At 50.6% G+C, this 18,992-nt stretch carries 15 protein-coding genes and 1 tRNA gene; 7 read left to right on the top strand and 9 right to left on the bottom strand.

Features of this window, described 5'->3' with window-relative positions; genetic code table 11:
- The first annotated feature begins 219 nt into the window (after positions 1-219).
- The 4 genes from SBL51_RS01140 (at position 220) to SBL51_RS01155 (ending at position 5,958) form a co-directional block, all read left to right on the top strand.
- Positions 220-1,617 (top strand): aldehyde dehydrogenase, encoded by a 1,398-nt coding sequence (locus SBL51_RS01140; protein ID WP_317928631.1) that lies wholly within the window; start codon positions 220-222, stop codon positions 1,615-1,617.
- 59 nt (positions 1,618-1,676) lie between these two features.
- Entirely contained in the window at positions 1,677-2,519 is an 843-nt protein-coding gene (locus SBL51_RS01145) for a p-hydroxycinnamoyl CoA hydratase/lyase (protein ID WP_317928632.1), read from the top strand.
- A gap of 3 nt (positions 2,520-2,522) precedes the next feature.
- Positions 2,523-4,016 carry an AMP-binding protein gene (locus SBL51_RS01150; RefSeq protein WP_317928633.1) on the top strand — a complete coding sequence of 498 codons (1,494 nt, stop codon included), beginning with the start codon at positions 2,523-2,525 and terminating at the stop codon, positions 4,014-4,016.
- A gap of 607 nt (positions 4,017-4,623) precedes the next feature.
- Complete coding sequence (locus SBL51_RS01155; protein WP_317928634.1) at positions 4,624-5,958, top strand: MFS transporter; 1,335 nt, start codon at positions 4,624-4,626, stop codon at positions 5,956-5,958.
- A 455-nt stretch (positions 5,959-6,413) separates the two neighbouring features.
- Here SBL51_RS01155 and SBL51_RS01160 read toward each other — a convergent pair whose 3' ends face one another.
- From SBL51_RS01160 to SBL51_RS01195, 8 genes are all read right to left on the bottom strand, one after another.
- On the bottom strand, positions 6,414-7,457 hold the full coding sequence (locus SBL51_RS01160) for a phosphotransferase family protein (protein ID WP_317928635.1): 1,044 nt from the start codon (positions 7,455-7,457) through the stop codon (positions 6,414-6,416).
- 98 nt (positions 7,458-7,555) lie between these two features.
- Entirely contained in the window at positions 7,556-8,698 is a 1,143-nt protein-coding gene (locus SBL51_RS01165; protein ID WP_317928636.1) for a hypothetical protein, read from the bottom strand.
- Positions 8,699-8,708: 10 nt separating this feature from the next.
- On the bottom strand, positions 8,709-9,722 hold the full coding sequence (locus tag SBL51_RS01170) for an NAD-dependent epimerase/dehydratase family protein (RefSeq protein WP_317928637.1): 1,014 nt from the start codon (positions 9,720-9,722) through the stop codon (positions 8,709-8,711).
- A gap of 28 nt (positions 9,723-9,750) precedes the next feature.
- Entirely contained in the window at positions 9,751-10,167 is a 417-nt protein-coding gene (locus SBL51_RS01175; RefSeq protein ID WP_317928638.1) for an SRPBCC family protein, read from the bottom strand.
- A gap of 65 nt (positions 10,168-10,232) precedes the next feature.
- Complete coding sequence (locus SBL51_RS01180) at positions 10,233-11,348, bottom strand: NAD(P)-dependent oxidoreductase (protein ID WP_317928639.1); 1,116 nt, start codon at positions 11,346-11,348, stop codon at positions 10,233-10,235.
- A 49-nt stretch (positions 11,349-11,397) separates the two neighbouring features.
- On the bottom strand, positions 11,398-12,630 hold the full coding sequence (locus SBL51_RS01185; protein WP_317928640.1) for a DUF1214 domain-containing protein: 1,233 nt from the start codon (positions 12,628-12,630) through the stop codon (positions 11,398-11,400).
- A gap of 63 nt (positions 12,631-12,693) precedes the next feature.
- The gene (locus tag SBL51_RS01190; protein ID WP_317928641.1) at positions 12,694-13,938 is read right to left on the bottom strand and encodes a sulfotransferase; all 1,245 of its coding nucleotides are present in this window, start codon (positions 13,936-13,938) and stop codon (positions 12,694-12,696) included.
- 60 nt (positions 13,939-13,998) lie between these two features.
- Positions 13,999-14,628, bottom strand: coding sequence for a TetR/AcrR family transcriptional regulator (locus SBL51_RS01195; RefSeq protein ID WP_317928642.1), 630 nt, complete (start codon positions 14,626-14,628; stop codon positions 13,999-14,001).
- Positions 14,629-14,790: 162 nt separating this feature from the next.
- Here SBL51_RS01195 and SBL51_RS01200 point away from each other — a divergent pair, with 162 nt between their 5' ends.
- The gene (locus tag SBL51_RS01200) at positions 14,791-15,255 is read left to right on the top strand and encodes a nuclear transport factor 2 family protein (RefSeq protein ID WP_317928643.1); all 465 of its coding nucleotides are present in this window, start codon (positions 14,791-14,793) and stop codon (positions 15,253-15,255) included.
- Between the two features lie 428 nt (positions 15,256-15,683).
- Here SBL51_RS01200 and SBL51_RS01205 read toward each other — a convergent pair.
- Positions 15,684-15,770, bottom strand: a tRNA-Leu gene (locus SBL51_RS01205).
- A gap of 819 nt (positions 15,771-16,589) precedes the next feature.
- Here SBL51_RS01205 and queA point away from each other — a divergent pair.
- Complete coding sequence (gene queA, locus SBL51_RS01210; RefSeq protein ID WP_317928644.1) at positions 16,590-17,657, top strand: tRNA preQ1(34) S-adenosylmethionine ribosyltransferase-isomerase QueA; 1,068 nt, start codon at positions 16,590-16,592, stop codon at positions 17,655-17,657.
- A gap of 112 nt (positions 17,658-17,769) precedes the next feature.
- Positions 17,770-18,885, top strand: coding sequence for a tRNA guanosine(34) transglycosylase Tgt (gene tgt, locus SBL51_RS01215; RefSeq protein WP_317929929.1), 1,116 nt, complete (start codon positions 17,770-17,772; stop codon positions 18,883-18,885).
- Positions 18,886-18,992: the final 107 nt, after the last annotated feature.

Below are 18,992 nucleotides of genomic sequence, written 5' to 3' on the forward strand. Positions count from 1 at the left end.
CAACTGAGAAGTAACCTACCGATATTTCAAATAATATGGATCGGTGGTTTTTTAACTAGTTAAAATAACCCGTCCTTAATATTAAAAATTCAGTTGACGGTATCTGTTTTATTTAAATAGTATGTATAACATACAATATGTATATGTGCGTATATAGGCTGTAAGCTGTCTCTTATGTATAAAAGCAATAAATCAAACAGTGCGAGGTTAGGTGGCGTAATGAATTTTGAACGACTGAATCCATTGACTGGAGCCGTGGCGAGTTGTGCCGAAGCGATGACGGTGACTGATGTAGTTGCCATTGCTGAACAGGCTCAACTTGGGTTTGCCAACTGGTCAACCATGGGGCCCAACGCGCGTCGCGAGGTTATGATGAAAGCTGCCGAAGCGTTGTCCGAGCGCACGCAAGGCTTAGTCGATGCCATGACGCAAGAGATTGGAGCCACGACCGGTTGGGCCATGTTCAATATTCAGTTGGCCGTAAGTATGGTTCGGGAAGCTGCAGCGATGACGACGCAGATTACCGGTGAAATCATTCCCTCCGACAAGCCGGGTTGCCTAGCAATGACATTGCGCGAGCCGGTAGGAGTGGTTCTCGGTATTGCGCCTTGGAATGCGCCGATTATTCTCGCTGTGAGGGCGATAGCTGTACCGTTGGCTTGTGGTAACAGTGTCATTCTGAAGGCTTCTGAAATATGCCCGCGTACTCACTCCCTGATTGCCGAGGCGTTTGCCGCGGCGGGTTTCCCAGAAGGTGTTGTCAATGTGGCCACCAATGCCCCAGTCGATGCCGGCGAGGTGGTGGGTGCTCTAATAGCGCACCCGGCGGTCAAGCGAATTAACTTCACCGGCTCCACAGCTGTGGGGCGCATTATCGCTCGTAAAGCTGCCGATTATTTAAAGCCCTGTTTGCTGGAGTTGGGAGGAAAAGCGCCACTGTTGGTGTTGGACGATGCCGATCTAGATGAGGCGGTAGCGGCAGCAGCCTTTGGCGCCTTTATGAATCAGGGGCAGATCTGTATGTCCACCGAACGCCTGATTGTTGTTGATGCCATTGCCGGTGAGTTTGTTACTAAATTTTCTGCTAAGGCCAACTCCATGGCCGCCGGTGATCCAGCGGCGGGTAATACCCCACTGGGGGCTGTGGTTGATCAAAAGACCGTTAACCATGTGAATAGCCTAATCGACGACGGCCTCAGTAAGGGCGCCAAATTGGTTGCCGGCGGTAAGGCTGACAGTGTCATTATGCCGGCTTCAGTGCTCGATCAAGTGACTGAAGCAATGTCGATTTATCACGACGAAAGCTTTGGCCCTATTGTTGCGATTATTCGCGCCAAGGATGAAGCCGATGCGATACGTATCGCTAACGACAGTGAATTTGGTCTATCTGCTTCGGTTTTCACCCGTGATACCGCTCGTGGTTTGCGAGTGGCGCGGCAGATTCAATCGGGTATGTGCCATATCAACGGTCCAACTGTTCATGACGAAGCGCAAATGCCCTTTGGTGGCTTGGGGGCTTCAGGTTATGGCCGCTTTGGTGGCAAAGCCGGTATTGACCAATTTACTGAATTGCGCTGGATCACTGTCGAGACCGAGCCTGGCCATTATCCGATTTAATCACGACGTGAGTGAGTCGAAAAATCCAATTCACTGAGAGAAATTTAGGAGAATGAAATATGACTATTCCGACCCAAGATGAGCTGGAAACTGTTGTCTTTACAATTGAAGACGGTATTGCCTGGGTAAGTTTCAATCGCCCGGAAAAAAGAAATTGTATGAGCCCCAAACTCAATCGTCAGATGATGCGTGTATTAGACGAGTTGGAATTTCGCGAAGATGTTGGTGTGCTGGTCCTGGCTGGCGAAGGATCAGCCTGGTCTGCCGGAATGGATCTGCACGAATACTTCCGTGAGAACGAAGCCAAAGGCTTAGGTGCTATTCGTCAGGCTCAGCGTGAATCCTATGGTTGGTGGCGTCGTCTGCGATGGTATCAAAAGCCGACTATCGCCATGGTGCACGGCTGGTGTTTTGGTGGTGCTTACGGACCATTGTTCGGTTGTGACCTGGCCTTTGCCGCAGAAGAGGCGCAGTTTGGACTGAGTGAAATCAACTGGGGTATTTTACCGGGCGGTGGTGCTACTAAAATTGCAGTGGAACTACTCAATTTCCGTAATGCCATGTACCACGCCATGATGGGAGAAAATGTTGACGGTAAAAAGGCAGCCGAATGGGGCCTGGTTAATGAGGCGGTGCCGCTGGTGCAGCTTAAAGAGCGTGTTAGTGAGGTGGCCAAGGTTTTACTGCAGAAAAATCCGGTTGCTTTAAAAGCGACCAAAGATGCAATTCGCCGTGTCGGTGAGATGACCTTCGATAACGCTGAAGATTATCTGGTGCGTGCACAGGAGGCCGCTAACAGTTTTGATAATGATGGTCGTAAGGAGGGGATCAAACAGTTTCTGGATGACAAAACCTATAAGCCGGGTCTAGGCAGTTACAACAAATCTAAAGGTGGCCGTTAAGTCATGTTGATCGATCCTGTCGCCACCTTTGCCATAAGGACACCATCCGCATTGGCCTGCGTTGATCTGACCAGTGGTCAGCGCTGGGACTATCGCGAATTTGACCGGGCGATTAATCGCGTTGCCAACTGGCTGGTGGAGCGATTGGGCCCTGCCAGTGGAGAGCGCGTTGCCACAGTCGCACGTAACTCCGCTAATGGTTTGATCCTCTCGCTTGCCTGTGTGCGTGCCGGTGCGATCTATGTTCCTTGTAACTGGCGCTTGGCGACAGAGGAGGTTGCACTTATTGTGGCCGACTCACAACCGCAGATTACTTTCTGTGACGACGAATTTCGTACCGCCGCAGCTACGAGCTTAACACTCTCTGAGTTATTAAATCTGACTGCTTGCCAGCCAACGGTGCCGCCACTGCAGGCGCGGCGTGAGCTGACTGAAGTGTCGACACTGTTGTACACCTCAGGCACGAGTGGTTCACCTAAGGGTGTAATGCTCAGTGAGCTGAATGCATTGGCGAGCCAATTTGCTTTTAATTCCGGTAACAACGTCAGTGCCAGCAGTGTGTTTCTGTGTGATATGCCGATGTTTCATACTGCCGGTCTATTTGTCAATGCGCGCGCTCCGCTGCTGGCTGGTGGCGCTGTGTTGGTATCGCAGGGCTTTAATCCGGGCGTTACTTTACAACGCTTATCAGATTCCAAGCTCGCTATTAGCCACTACTTTTCGGTACCGCAAATGGCCAGCATGTTATGGGATCATCCAGACTTTGATGCCGCAAAGCTGCAACATCTGCAAGTCTATGCCACCGGTGGTGCACCCAATTCCAAAGAGCAGATTCAACGTTTTGTCGATGCGGGCATTCCAATGTCAGACGGTTATGGCATGACGGAAGCTGGCTCTATTGCCGGAATTCCGGTCGGCAATCCTGAGCTGGCCGTTCGCAAAGCGGGTTCCTGTGGTGCAATCTTTTTGACGGTAGAAACCAAAATTGTGGATGAGCAGGGCGAGACGGTTGTGTCGGGTGAGTCGGGTGAGTTGTGGGTACGCGGGCCTGGGGTAACGGCGGGTTACTGGCGGCAACCGGAGAAAACAGAAGAGGCATTTCGCGATGGCTGGTTAATGACCGGAGATATGGCTCGTCTTGATGGCGATGGTTTCTTGTTTATTGTTGATCGTAAAAAAGACATGTTTATCTCTGGTGGCGAGAACGTTTATCCAGCTGAGGTTGAGCGCGTCATTGCGTCTATGCCGTCGGTAGCCAGTGTGGCCGTGGTTGGAGTCGCCGATGCCCAATGGGGAGAGAAGGGTGTTGCATTTGTGGTTCCGGCCACGGGTAAGACACTTAACCTGGAAGAGATCGAACACGGCTGTCGAGAAAAACTTGCCCCTTATAAAGTGCCGAAACACTTTGTTTTAGCCGCGTCGCTGCCTTATTCAACGACGGGCAAATTACAGAAAGACAAGCTGCGTGCAACCTTCTTGGTGACGGTAACTAAATAGCACAAGCGAGTAAGCGCTGAAGAGGTGGATACGATGAACTCAGAGCAGGTCTCAAGATATCACTGTTCTTAGCAAAAGATGTAGATGCGCATTTTTAGCGTGACCTAGTTGATGGTGAATATTGATCGTGGTGCTGGAACTGTTGTCAGCCTTGGATTGAATTTTGATCTCTGATCGCTGATGCAGGCTTTAACCAAATGATTGGCCTGGCTGTGATGGTCGCGACAGCGTTCAGTAGCAAGTTTACTACATGAAGCTGTGCCGGCAAGGGAATCGATATGGTCGAGCTATAGAGTCTCTTGGCCATGAATTCGATTCTGCCTCTCGAGGACTTTCTATCATTCGCCATAGGAGAGGTGGTCGAACTACTGCGAGGCGTTGCCATTCGACGGGAGTGTTAGGGGGTTGAAATAGGCCTCAGCATTGGCTGTAGCGGGTATGCTCAAGTCTGGCAACAGCGATATTGGGTATATTATATAGTCGTAGCCTTATAAATTTTATGTATCGCGATAGACAAAGCGGTTGAGATTGATTGGGTATTGTTAATCTCCTGTTTTACTTTTCGGGAATATAGTAACCAATCGCATAATAACGACGGGGAATAGTTATGTCTCACTTCGCTGACCCACAAAATCTTCTTGACCACTTACCAATGACACGTCTGCAGGTTGTGGCTGTCTTCATGTGTGTTTTACTCAATGCATTAGATGGTTTCGATGTGTTGGCAATCAGTTTCGCTTCTCCGGGTATCGCCGCTGATTGGGGCGTTGATCGGGCTGCGTTGGGCCTTGTGTTGTCAATGGAGCTTATCGGCATGGCTTTCGGTTCGGTTATCCTGGGTAACGTTGCCGATCGTTTGGGCCGATATCCTGTGTTGCTGGGCTGCTTAATGTTGATGACTGTGGCGATGTTTGTTGCTGCTACAGCGAAGGATGTGTTGAGCCTGTCGGTCGTCCGTTTTATTACCGGGCTCGGTATCGGCGGGTTGATGGCAACCACCAATGCCATGGTAGCAGAGTTTGCCAATGCCAAGCGGCGACATATGTGTGTGGTATTGATGGCAGCGGGTTATCCCTTGGGAGCAATTATTGGGGGTTCAGTCGTTTCAGTCTTGCTGGTTCATTTTGATTGGCGTGCAGTTTTTGTATTGGGTGGCTTAGTCACCGGAATACTAATACCTTTGGTTTGGCTCTTTTTGCCTGAGTCAATCGCTTTTCTTGTGCAAAAACGCCCACCCGATGCGTTACGGAAAATTAATAATGTCTTAACCCGTATGGGATACGACACGGTGCATCAGTTACCTGAATTAGTTTCTCATCAAGCTCGTGCCGGTATTGGCGAATTACTCTCGCCAGCGTTAAGACGCACCACGTTACTTTTAACCGTTGCGTATTTCACTCATATTATGACTTTTTATTTTATCCTTAAATGGATTCCCAAAATTGTGGTTGATATGGGCTTTGTCGCCTCGTCGGCCGGTACTGTTTTGGTGTGGGCTAATGTTGGTGGCATACTGGGCTCGTTATTGTTTAGTCTGCTAACCCAGAAATACGATGTGTACAAATTGGTGGTTGGCGCACTATTGATGGCGTTTGTGATGGTGGTGGTATTTGGTCATGCATCAGCTAATTTGCAGCAGCTCTCCCTGTTCGCTGCGATGGCGGGTTTTTTTACCAACTCGGCTGTGGTTGGCCTCTATGCACTCTTTGCTCAATCATTCCCAACCAGCGTGCGCGCCGGGGGTACTGGCTTTGTGATTGGAATGGGGCGCGGCGGTGCTGCTTTAGGCCCTGTGGTGGCCGGCTTCCTTTTTGCCGGTGGTTATTCATTGGCATTTGTCGCTTTTTTTATGGCGTTAGGCTCGCTAGTTGCGCTTGTTGCTATACTTCTAAAAATGCGTGTTCGTTTGGTTGAAACACCAAGCATTCTTCCTGCTAACTAATTCTGATTTAACTCTCGCAATGTGGTTAAGAATGATGTCTGTGACCGTATAGGCAGTGTTAGCGATTGTGTGTGGGCAGCGCCGGAACAACCATAACAGACTATGACGTACTTTGATGGCAAGTTGCTGTCATGGGCTGTCTTTTGTTCCTGTTTGTGGAGTCATCGTAATCTAAAAGATAGGCTTGGGTTTGCTTGACTTGCTTTAGTCTGGACCATCATACAGGTCTATGCGCGAGTAAAGGCTGCATTCACTGTACTCAAGAGCTCCAAGCGATTTCGTTAGGTTTCATCGCTTTCGCTCCCCAAGCTAAATGTTCAATAGCAAATGGTCTAACCAGGTGGGCTGGAAATAGACTGAAACTGGGCGCACAAATTGAGTAAAAATTAATAACAACGGATTACTAAAAAATTGGTGGGCCCAATAAGACCTTAAAAAGGTGTGAAAGCTCATACCTAGGAAACTAGTAGCTGCTCAAGTTTGCGAGTGGCCGGGTTATTGGTGAAAAAGCCCTCCGGAAAGCCACCAATACCCGCATCTTCCAGAATTTTTCCAGCACGGCAAAGCCCGATTGCGGTTTTCAGGGTCGCGAAAAATTCATGGTACTCAATATTGGCTAGCTTGCGGTCAGATACGCTTTCGTAATAATCACAAACTTCCCTCGTGGTCATGGCACCCTCCATCGGAGGTAGTCCCAGCAGAGTGTTCATGGTTTCCGTCATAACGCACATATACATTACGTCGCATTCAGGTGGGCCGATATAGGCCATTTCCCAATCCAATACGCCCTGAACATCACCATCCCTGAATAGCAGATTACCCAGCCTTGCATCGCCCCAGCAAAGTCCGATTCCGGAATTGACGGGTTTGTGTATTCTGAGCCATTCAAAGGCTTTGTGGAAAACCGGCATTTCAACTTTTGAATAGTGGAGGAAATCTTCCCACCAACCTATTTCCGAATCGAGAGCTGCTTCCGGACCGTCTGAACCACGCAGAAACCCGAGGCCCAACGCTTGCCAATCAAGACTATGGATCTGCGCGATAGTCTTGATGAGTTGCTCCCATAGACGTTGCCGCTCTGCCGGGGTTGCGTCACACAACTTCTGAAATCCTGCCGAGCTAGGGTCGAGGTCAATCACTTCACCGTCGATGCGCTCCATGACGAAAAATGAGGTTCCGATAATCGTTGTATCGTCTTCGAACCAATAAACGCCGGGCACCGGAACAGGTGACGCGCGAAGATGTGACATTAAGTCAAATTGTTCCCGCAGGTTGTAGGTATGCAGGAGTGCGGAGGTTTCCGGAGCCCACCGCACAACCATTTTCTCTGTGTTTTTTTTGCCCTGCTCTGCATAATTGATGGTCAGAAACCACGTTTCGTTTGATGTGCCCGAAGAGGTCTTCTCAAAACCGGTGATTTCAAGGCCCACGGCTTCTGGCATTTTGTTCTCGAGCCAGCTTTTCAGATGGCCCTGTAGTACATCGTTTGCGAATGTCATTTTTGCAATCTCTTTTACTAATAATTTCTCAGAGAAGTCCGGGATGGCTGTTACCTGTTAGCCCATTTTGCTATTTATATCTGGCTACTTGTAGATGCCTATTGGGGTATCTCGATCTTTGCCGCCGTTGTGATGTTATAAAGGCCATGCCCGATCTCGCCGTCACAGGTAACTTCGCAGGCATAATCATCGTATCGGTTCAGCAGACCGGCCATATCGTCCGCATCGGTGAGGTCCAGAACTTCTCCCTCGACAACATTGGCGCCCATCCACTTGCCGTGGTTCCAGTTTTTGTAACCAAAATAGCCACCCGCTCCGGCGAAGCAGAAAGACTGGAGCTTGAAATCCATGGTCATTTTGCGACCGTCGCTGGCTTCAATAGTGGCACGGGCTGAGGTTGGCCTGCCTGTGTCCGGATCGAATTCAGTCGAATGGTCCACGCTTGATATTGAGACTTCCTTACGTGGATCTCCGCAGTTCGGGTGGCCATAGCGATAGGAAATGTGTGAGCCCATGGTTTGAAGCACATGACCGTCTTCAGTTTTAACTTGCCAGTAATGCAGCGCATAGTCCTTGAACTGTGCACCGGCAAATTCAATTACCACTGACAGCAAGTTACTGGGGGGCGGCTCCATGCCCTGATCATCCAACCCCTCGGCCATACACCATCCGCTACCTTTGGGCGGCAAGCCGACAATCGGGCGTATACCCCAGGAACGATCTCTGGCGGCTGACCATTCTTCGGACTTCACAACATAGGTTTTTCCTTCCACGGTAACGGTGCCACTAACGGTACCGTATTGATAAAAGCGCCTCGCATCACTGACTACGACACCCTTTTTCTTTTGGAATGAGTGCGGTTCTTCCGAGATAGGGAAGGTACCATCGAAGACAATATCAAAGCTGATACCTTGATCATTTTCGTCAAGCACTACCCTGATTTTGTAAAGTGGTTCAAGTATTTCGTAACTAAGCGGTCCTACGGTAATTTCATCGACATCGGGTTGCAGTTCCCGTGATGCCCGGACGTTGTATTGTTTCCCGTTGATAACGACGATGCCAAACGCATCCATAACGTTGCGGTTTATATACTTGCCGAAACCCCAGTCAAGCATGATAGAGCCGTCATGATTCGATGCTGCGCCCCAGACTTTTTCCGTCCAGTTGCGTTCGCTGGTGTTTACCTCGTTGAGATAGTTTGTCGTTTGATGGCACAGAAATTCGTCGTATTTGCTTAGCATATTATTCTCTCTATTCGGCAGAATTATGTTGTCTTTGTAGATGCCATGTGACGGTATCTTTTATCGTTTCGGCTATGGGGCGAGGGGTCCATCCCAGCTCGTTGCGCGCCTTGTTGTTATCCATGGCCTTGAAAGCATTGGAAAGAAATACAGCGTCGGTGCTTAGGAGATAATCTTTTTTGCGCAGGAGCTTGCAGATACTTTCGCCGATGAAAGCGACCGACCACGCTATCCAGTAAGGTATGACTTTCGGGGGAGGCAGGCGGCATTCGGCAGCAACCAGTGTATAGAAATCACGATTGCTGATGAATTCGTTGGCGATAATATAGCGCTCACCGTTGCGGCCATATTTTTCGGCCAGCAGGGCTGCTTGAGCAGTATCACGAATATCGACGGTTGTGGCAGCCGCATCAAGAATACTGGTGATCTTGCCCTGCGCGACATCGCACAGCATTTTTCCATGTGGCGTAGGGCCGTAATCTTCAGGGCCATAGGTATTCGCTATACATAGTGCAACGCCCGGCAAACCTTTATCACGGCAGTAGCTCATGAACGTATTTTCCGCTTCCAGTCGGGCCAGAATGTAGGGGTTGGCTTTATCGTACCAATTGAACTCAATGTCCTCGGTGACTTTGCCATCGGGATTGAAACCGAGCGTTCCCATTGAGCTGGTAAAAATAAAGTGTTCGACACCGCATTCCAGTGCGACCTCCATGCTGTTCACGAGACCCTCGACGTTATTGCGATAGATATGGGTTGGGTCTGTCAGCCAGAAGCGTGGGTCGACCACGCTGTGGAAAACTGTTTCACAGCCTTGCATCGCGGCCTTCAAGGATGCGGGGTCCAGAACGTCACCATAGTGTATTTCTACAGGCAGGGTCTTTAGGGCTTCCTGACTGCTGCTCTTGCGCAGCAGAACGCGCACCTGCCGCCTTTCACGACATAACTGTCGGGTTATATGACTGCCGACAAAGCCACTGGCCCCGGTGACAAGAACAGGGCGATTTGATTCTGTGTTACTCATTGCGTTGGTCCGAAAGCCGGCGGTAGTATTAGCCGGCGAGATATTTGATCATATTGTCCATCAGGAAATTCATATTACCGACAGCCCGGGTTTCAGCTTCGTCTACACTCATGCCACCCTGGTCAAAAGAACAACTCCACTCGACCTTACTCTTGCCTCCATCGGCAATAATCCGAACCTGCCCTTGGTAATTCTCCAGCGTAAACAGCTGTCCGACAGCAATTGTGTAGTGCAGCGTCTTCGATGTGGGATCGTTACTCGTCATCGTCTCTTCAATAGGCTCCGCAGCGGCAATAAAAAGCTTGCGGGTAATTTGACCGTCATTGGTAATGACTTCCGTCTTTTCAGGGCCGGGTAGCCAGGCAGTATTTCCCCAGTCGATCAGCAAATTCCACACGGTATCGGCACTGAAATCAAAGTCGCGCGTCACTTGAGTTGAGTACATATCGAGTTCCTCGTTATCAAAGCATCTATTTTTTAGGAAGCTGTTAGGAGATACCGGCAACCGGCCTAAGCTCGTTTGCGCGCTACCAGGACATGATCGCCATAGGTTTTTCCAATTAAACCCCAGGGGTCTGCAAACGGGCCTCGTTGTTCTTCCTGTTGTTTTTTTATGGATGCTTTTTTCATCGAGTGTCTGATAAGAGGTCCGGCCAGTTTCAATAGAAGTCTTATAATGCCCGGCTGTGTAGAGGCAAGCCATTGGCATGTATCGCTCCAGTTGTGTTTCTGGAATTTTAAAACCCGCTCGGCATCAGATGTGTCGAACCAACCGGTAAAAGCCCAGCCGTCGTCATCATCCGGATCCCCTTTGAGACCGTGCTCATGTCCGAGACGACCGATTCCCATCGTCGCCATCAGGTCATCTTCAAGATCGCGGGAGAGAAGTGCATAACTTTCATTACCAGCGATAAGGTAAATTTTGTTGGTTTCTTCTTCCGGCAGTGTCGCCGCATGGGCAAAAGCCAGGGCCGCGTCGCGGGCATCGATACCATGGAGTCGGTTGTCAGAGGGGGTGGCACGCATCAGAACTTCATAGTCAGCATTCTTATTGGTCAGTGTGTCGGGCGACATCACGCCACCTAATCGCAGAATCGCATAGCTCAGGCCCGATGCCATCACTAGCTGTTCAGCGTCTGCCTTATCAATTCCATAGCAGTCAATGGGATTAATCGGAGTCTCAGGCGTGATGAGGGCTTTGTACTTAAAAGGATTAATTGAGCCGTAGACCGCAGCACTCGAAGCCATCACAAAGAGCGGTGCTTTAGAAAGCTGCCTTGCTGCCTGAAGAAGTATTTCTGTCCCCTCAACGTTAACGCGACGTGCCATGTCAGGATTTCGGTAGCAGGGAGGGGAGACGATCGCCGCAAGATGAATAACGGTATCTGGCTGATATTGAGAAAATAGCGCCGCGATCACGTCACGATCAAGCAGGTTGCTGAATGAAATGGTCAGCCGATTGCTTTTACGCCATTTGTCTTCGAGTTCCTGTTTGGTCGGCAGCGATTTTTCGGATTCGATATCTACGGCAATGACTGAATGCCCCGACTCGAGCAGGTAGTCTGTACAGCGCTTTCCTACCTGGCCCAATGCACCAGAAATTAAAATGGTTATTGATTCAGACATATCCTGAGCCTCATCGTGTAAATCTATTAATTTTTACAAGCCCGTACTTTTACAAGCCATAGCGTTTTAACGAGGCGTCTCGTCGTCGGCGTAACTGGGTGGCTCTTTGCCCGGGTGTTACTGTAGGGGTGCTTTCAGGCAGATGTTGCCTTACTTCTGCCAGCGGAACTTTTTTAGTGGCAGGAATGACCACTTCTTTGTATTTATAAAAACGTAACATTGCGACACCGGTCGGAATGCTGGCAGGGTCAAGCCAGTTGGGTACTTCCGGGTCGGTCAGAGAGAGCACGGCTCGGAAATGTCCGTCTTCGTCCATGTGTGCCTGAGCGCCATTGATCGAACTCTGGTGATAACTGAAATCGCTGGTTTGTGCCCAGACCGAGCCCAGCTGGATAGACCAGTAACGAGCCTCGGCAGGTGCCATATCGATGATAATCGCTTCGTCTGGAGCTAGGTCGTAAGTCATACCCACGAAAGTTGCCAGTGGGTTCCCGCCATCCCTGGCAGCTTGGTCATTATGAAAAAACATATTGAGATAGGGCAGGCCGTGAATGGATTCGGCTTGACCTATCAGTTTGTTGACACTGGCCATCATGAACTGGAAATTGTACTCAACAAATTTCCGGGCTTTGCCGATGCGCTCAGCTAATTCAGTTTCACTGAAATACAACGGTGCATCTGAAGATCTGTCGAGGTTTTCGATATGCAAATCCATCTGCTGGTCGTTTTCCCAGTCGTAAAAAGTCTCACGTAGCGCCAGCATGATATTATTGGCATCCGGATCCAGCTTCACCCAGTACTGGTCTTTGGCATCGGGGGGAGGGTTTGGCCCGAGATAGATTTCAAAATCACCGTTGTCCTTGACTGGAATTTTATCGAAGTCGACATTGGCCAGCATCTCCACCTGGCCCTCACCCCAGAAGCTTTTGAACAATTGCAGTGTCGACCAAAAGTTCGCTGTCATATTGCCGTATACACGGTAGGTGTTTGCGCCATTAATAAACGTTTGGTGGCTTAAAAAATCCGGGCAGGGCATACCCCATGACAGGCCAACAGGGAAGGGCATAGCCTGTTGGAAAAACAGCGGGTATTGCTGCCTTGGGTACATATACATGTTAAAGGCCGTTGCCTCCTGACTATGTAGCGCGTACAGACCTTGCTCACGGATCATCGGATCCGATGAAATGTTGTGGGAGATCAGTGCCTCGCGTTGATTCCTGAGCACTTCCGCGTATGCATCCCAAGCGACCTGGGTCGGAGATAGAGTATTCGTTTCAGCCATTCAAATGGCTCCTTCAAAAATAATAATCAGTGGCGAGTATGTTCGGAGTTGCAGTGTTCGAGGTCAGACCTCTGAAGGCACCCCGAAGTGAGCCTGATACTCCGCATACTTGGCTCGCTCTTCTTCCAGGTTCAGCCCTGTATCGGCAAAGGAATAATTGTGAGCACCATGCTTCTCCCTGGGTTTGGCCTCCAGATACGCTGTGATTCGGTGTCCCAGTTCATCGGAGAAGGGAATATCCCACTGCCGATAGAGATTTTTGACGGCGTCTACGGGGTCTGACATCAGATCTGAGTAGCGAACGTCGACAATCTGATCAGCGGGAAGATTGCCAGCTTTGCGCTCGTCGATCATGTGCTGGCACAGATAAGCGTTGCCGAAAGCAATGCGTGCCAGATCATCTTCATAGTTAATAACATCGCTGTGCATGTATTTGAGGCTGGACAAGAGATTGGTGACAGACGCCATGACCTTCAGTGGGTCACGGTGAGTGATAGCTACTTTCGCATTCGGGTAAGCAGCAAACAGATAGGGTAATCGGTTCAGATGGGTTGGAGCCTTAAGAATCCAGCGCTTTTTAGGGTGCTTCCACTGAAGCAGTTGCAGCATCCGTTTGTGATAGGCATAGGCGGGTGTCAGGTCGTTCATCGCCATCCACATATCGTAGCTGGGCAGATTAAAACGTCCGGAGAACAGTTCTGACGCGAAGGTAAGCGCAAACAGAAATATGCATTCATTGGGTAGATTACCGCCGTTTTCGTGCATGGTACGAATTGCCGGAATAACCTGTTCCATATAGCGGATTTCGAGATCTGCTTTGTTAATGCGTTCATCCGTTGCAAAGGTCGCCGCTTCAGGCGCGGGAACGGGATACATCATCTCCCATTGGATCGGGACGCGGTTGTTGGTGTCGACGGTCAGCAGCTCATGCAGGATGCTGGTACCGGTACGGCCCAGTCCGGTGACAACGTGCACTGGTGAAACTTCCTGATCTGAAATTTCCGGATGCTTTGCAAACAGTTCTTCAACCAGTAACCGATACTGCAGCGTGCGCAGAATCTCGGAGCGGGCCACAAAACGCCCAATCGTATTGAGCTCGGCCTCTTCATTCATAGCGTTGACCAGAACCCGGTAGGGTTGCAGAAACCACTCGTCGCCATAATCATTTAAACCGGTGGCCTTACAGGAATCTTCCAGCATTTGATCGGCATTAAGGGGCTGGAATGCTTTGCCGCTGTCGACATGGCTGCTGCCTAGTTGATTGATATAGGCAACCCACTCACTTCGTTTTGGGGGAGTCCAGGTCATTGTCGTACCTCGGTTTTTATAGTTAGTTCGTATCGGGTAAGTAGTTTAAGTACGTCTGTTCTAACGCGACGCCAGCGTATTTAGACTCGCCGCTATCACCGCTTTAAATTCTGCCGCATATCGCCTGTTATATGGTTTGCTTTCGATAATTAGGTGGAGATGAAGAGGGCCTGCAACATATGGCCAACAGCGCTCCACTTCCACGGATTTACTCAGCTCACCACGGAGCTTGGCTCGCTCGATAATGTCGGCAAGCAGTTGCATCCTTGGGCCGATAAACATATCGGCGATTGCCCTGCGCAGGGAGGGATCTAGGCGCGAATCTTTCTTGTCCGCTTTGGCGTGTTCTTCCATGTTCGTCATTGCCGCGGCGAGGTAATCAATAAATCGCGACAAGTCGTTTTCAAATGATCCTGTATCAATCGGAGTGATATCAGGAACCAGCGACTCCATTGCAGCAAGAATCAGATCATTTGCGGTTGACCAGCGTCGATAGATGGTTGCAGTGGATACACCAGAACGCTCGACCACGGCCTGAATAGTAAAGCCGACATAACCGGATTCCAGCAGCACTTCACGGGTCGCGTTCAGTATTGACTCGTCAACCTGCTTACTGCGCTTGCGGCCGCGTAAGGGTGCCTTTGAGTCGGTCTTCTTGCCTGTTTCACTTATGGTTGTTCTTGTTCTCATGTTCCGTATATCCAGGAATCCTTAAACTGATTGATTGTCAGTTTATAATCTAGTATAAACGAAAGCAATGTTTTCGAAAATAATATTTTCGTAATGTCGGGCGGCCTTTTTTTGGCCGTGCGGCTGTGTTTGCTCTTTCCTATCGAGAACTAAAGGTAAACTATGAAATTCAAAACGCTGGAAGAATGGAATGACTGGCTGGCTATCTGCGAACTTAAGGCCCGTTACTGCCGCTTACTGGATGCCAAAGATTGGCAGGCATGGCGTGGCTTATTCAGCGATGACTTCAAAAGTGACACAACAGATTCGATTGGTGGCAGATGCATAGAAGGTGCAGATAAGTTTGTAGCTTTCGTGCGCGGACAGCTTGATAAACCTTTCCGGCTGACAGCGCATCAGGTTCATTCGCCTGAAATAGAACTAACATCTGAAACGACCGCAAATGGCATATGGGCTCTGGAAGACGTGGTCCGATCCTCCTTTTTTATAAATCTGCATGGTCGGGGCCATTACACAGAAACCTACGAAAAGTTAAATGGCCAATGGTTAATAAAATCATCAACCCTTACGCGTCTAAGAGAAGACCTTTTTAATGGTTTGATTTCTTTCTGTTTGGGTCGCGGGTGATTGAAAATATATTCGTTGTGAGCCCAGGCCAAAGATTTCCTTTACAGGCTAAGTAAAGGACCAGGAAATCGTAGCACAGCTGAGCATTCCTACTTTGCGCTTGTGTTGCTGTATCTCTATGTTTACAAGCGCTTTATTTCGATCAATATTTAGGCTGCTCTCTGATGACGCTTTTGGAAAGCGTAGGAATAGTTTTTTGGGTGATAATGGAGGCGGGAGGGCTAGCCCAGCTGTCGCTGGGCCCGAGGCCGGATTAATCAAAACAGCCTAACGGCTGTTTTGATCCCTTTCGGTGCTTTGTCGCTGTTGCTCCTCGTTCCAACTGCTTGAGCGCAATTGGTCAAACTGGCATGCCGGTGTCGTTGATTCGCAGATACTAAATAAAGATACCAAATAAAAAGGCCCCGCATATGCGGGGCCTTTTTATTTGGTACCAGAGGCCGGACTCGAACCGGCACGCTTTTAAGGGCGGGGGATTTTGAATCCCCTGTGTCTACCAATTTCACCACTCTGGCTTTAAATCTTTGCGAGCTTACTGAGCTCGTTTTGCTCATTATGATCTAACCGGTGTAGGGATGCTTTTGAATCCCCTCAAATTGCTCAGTCGCAATTTGCTACCAATTTCGCCACTCTGGCTTTAAATCTTTGCGAGCTTACTGAGCTTGCTTTGCTCATTATGATCTAACCGGTGTAGGGATGCTTTTGAATCCCCCAAATTGCTCAGTCGCAATTTGCTACCAATTTCACCACTCTGGCTTTAAATCTTTGCGAGCTTACTAAGCTTGCTTTGCTCATTATGATCTAACCGGTGTAGGGATGCTTTTGAATCCCCCAAATTGCTCAGTCGCAATTTGCTACCAATTTCACCACTCTGGCTTTAAATCTTTGCGAGCTTACTAAGCTTGCTTTGCTCATTATGATCTAACCGGTGTAGGGATGCTTTTGAATCCCCCCAAATTGCTCAGTCGCAATTTGCTACCAATTTCACCACTCTGGCTTTAAATCTTTGCGAGCTTACTAAGCTTGCTTTGCTCATTATGATCTAACCGGTGTAGGGATGCTTTTGAATCCCCTCAAATTGCTCAGTCGCAATATGCTACCAATTTCACCACGCTGGCTTTCAATCTTTCCCCTTGGTACCGCTCTAATTTTTGCCTTGTTTTTCAAGGCTCTAGGCTGTGTAGTAGGTGGCCGGGTGCAAGGATGGCGTATTATAACGAGGGTTTCGTTGCCGTCAACCGTTCTCTGTGAATCTCTCGCCTACTTTCGCTATTGGCCCGGCTGCGGTTTTTGGGTACCCTTGGCGCCCTTTTTTCATTGCCCAAGATTTAACCATGCGCCGCCAGGATTTTTACTACTCTCTGCCGAAAGAGCTGATTGCCCACCAGCCAGCCCGTGAGCGGCGTGGCAGCCGCTTGTTGCAGTTGGATGGCGAGAGTGGGGCGATTGCCCATGGCCAGTTTGCCGATCTGCTTGATCTGCTGGTGCCTGGAGACCTGCTGGTGATGAATGACACCCGGGTGATACCCGCACGCCTGTTTGGTCGTAAGGAGAGCGGTGGCCAGGTGGAGGTTTTGATCGAGCGGCTGCAGCAGGATAACGGGGCACTGGCCCATGTGCGTGCCAGCCGCTCGCCTAAGCCGGGTTCCCGCCTGGTGTTGGGGGATGGCTCCACGGTTGAGGTGCTGGGCCGCCAGGGCAGCCTCTTTGTTTTGCAGTTTGCCGATGACCAGCCACTGCTGGAGCGTTTGAATGCCTTGGGCCATATGCCTTTGCCACCTTATATAGAGCGGGCCGATGCGGAGCAGGATAAGGAGCGCTACCAAACCGTCTATTCACGCAGCGACAAGGCCGGTGCGGTGGCGGCACCAACCGCCGGCCTCCATTTTGATGAGGCGCTGCTCGCTGAGCTGCAGGCCAAGGGGGTGGAGCTTGCGTTCGTTACTCTGCACGTGGGGGCGGGTACTTTTCAGCCGGTAAAAGCGGAGGATATCCGCGAGCACGAGATGCATTCGGAGTGGCTGGAGGTCTCTTCCCAGGTGTGCGCCAAGGTGGCCGCCACCAAGGAGCGAGGCGGCCGGGTGGTGGCGGTGGGTACCACCAGTGTGCGTTGTCTGGAGAGCGCCGCCTTGGGCGGTGCGCTGCGGCCCTTTAGCGGCGACACGGCTATCTTTATTTACCCGGGCTTTGAGTTCCGGGTGGTGGATGTGCTGATCACCAACTTTCACCTGCCCGAGTCGACCCTGATTATGCTGGTCTCGGCCTTTGCCGGTTATCAATTTACCATGCACGCCTACACCCAGGCGGTGGCCGAGCGCTACCGCTTTTTCAGTTACGGCGATGCCATGTTTATTCGTCGCAACCCGCAGGCGGCCGTACAGCCGGTTGGCAGGCCAGATTGATCCGCAACCCCGGCTCACTGTATTAGCCCGGCCGAATTTAACCGATAGGTATTGACCCAATTTAACTAATAGGTATTGAGCAGTGACAGATTCCCAAGTGCGCCAATGTTTTATGCAGTTTGATCTGCTGGGCAGTGACGGCGCAGCCCGCCGGGGCCGGTTGACTTTCCCGCGCGGCTCCATCGAGACCCCGTGCTTTATGCCGGTGGGCACCTACGGCACGGTGAAGGGGATGCTGCCCAAGGATATCGAGGCCATCGGCGCCCAGATTATCCTCGGTAATACCTTCCATTTAATGCTGCGTCCGGGCACCCAGGTGATTCAGGAGCACGGTGACCTGCACGACTTTATGCAGTGGCAACGACCAATTCTGACCGACTCCGGTGGTTTTCAGGTGTTCAGCCTGGGCAAGATGCGCAAGATCACCGAGGCCGGGGTCTCTTTCCGCTCGCCGGTGGATGGCAGCCCGGTGTTTATCGACCCGGAGACATCCATGCGGGTACAGCGGGATCTGGGCTCGGATATCGTTATGATCTTCGATGAATGCACGCCATACCCAGCCACGGAGAAGGAGGCGCGCGACTCCATGGAGATGTCGCTGCGCTGGGCCAAGCGTAGCAAGGCGGCGCACGGCACCAGCCCATCGGCGCTGTTTGGCATTATTCAGGGGGGCATGTACGAACCCCTGCGCGAACTCTCCCTGCGCGGTCTGACCGAGATCGACTTCGACGGCTACGCCATAGGCGGCCTGAGTGTGGGCGAGCCCAAGGAGGAGATGCTCAAAGTATTGGATTATCTGCCCGGGCGGATGCCACAGGATAAGCCCCGCTATCTAATGGGGGTCGGTAAGCCGGAGGATATTGTCGAGTCGGTGGTGCGCGGCGTGGATATGTTCGACTGTGTCATGCCCACCCGCAACGCGCGTAATGGTCACCTCTTTACCAGTACCGGCGTGATTAAGATTCGCAACGCCAAGCACCGCCACGATACCAACCCCCTCGATGGCGAGTGCGATTGCTACACCTGTAGCCACTTCAGCCGAGCCTATCTGCATCATCTGGACAAGTGTGGCGAGATTCTGGCGGCGCAACTTAACACCATTCATAACCTGCGCTTTTATCAGCGGGTGATGGCGGAACTGCGCACGGCCATTGAGGCTCGAACCCTGTCGGATTATGTCGCCGAGTTTTATGAGAAGCAGGGGATAAATCGCCCAAGCGGGGGTTGATATTCCCGTTTTTTGCCTCACTTTCTGTAAGCTGCGGCGTTTATGGTTATAATCGCCGCCGCTGGCACAGGCAGCCACTACAAAAAATAACCGGTTTTGCGCGCAAA

The organism is Halioxenophilus sp. WMMB6, from assembly GCF_033283405.1.
Lineage (GTDB): Bacteria > Pseudomonadota > Gammaproteobacteria > Pseudomonadales > Cellvibrionaceae > Halioxenophilus.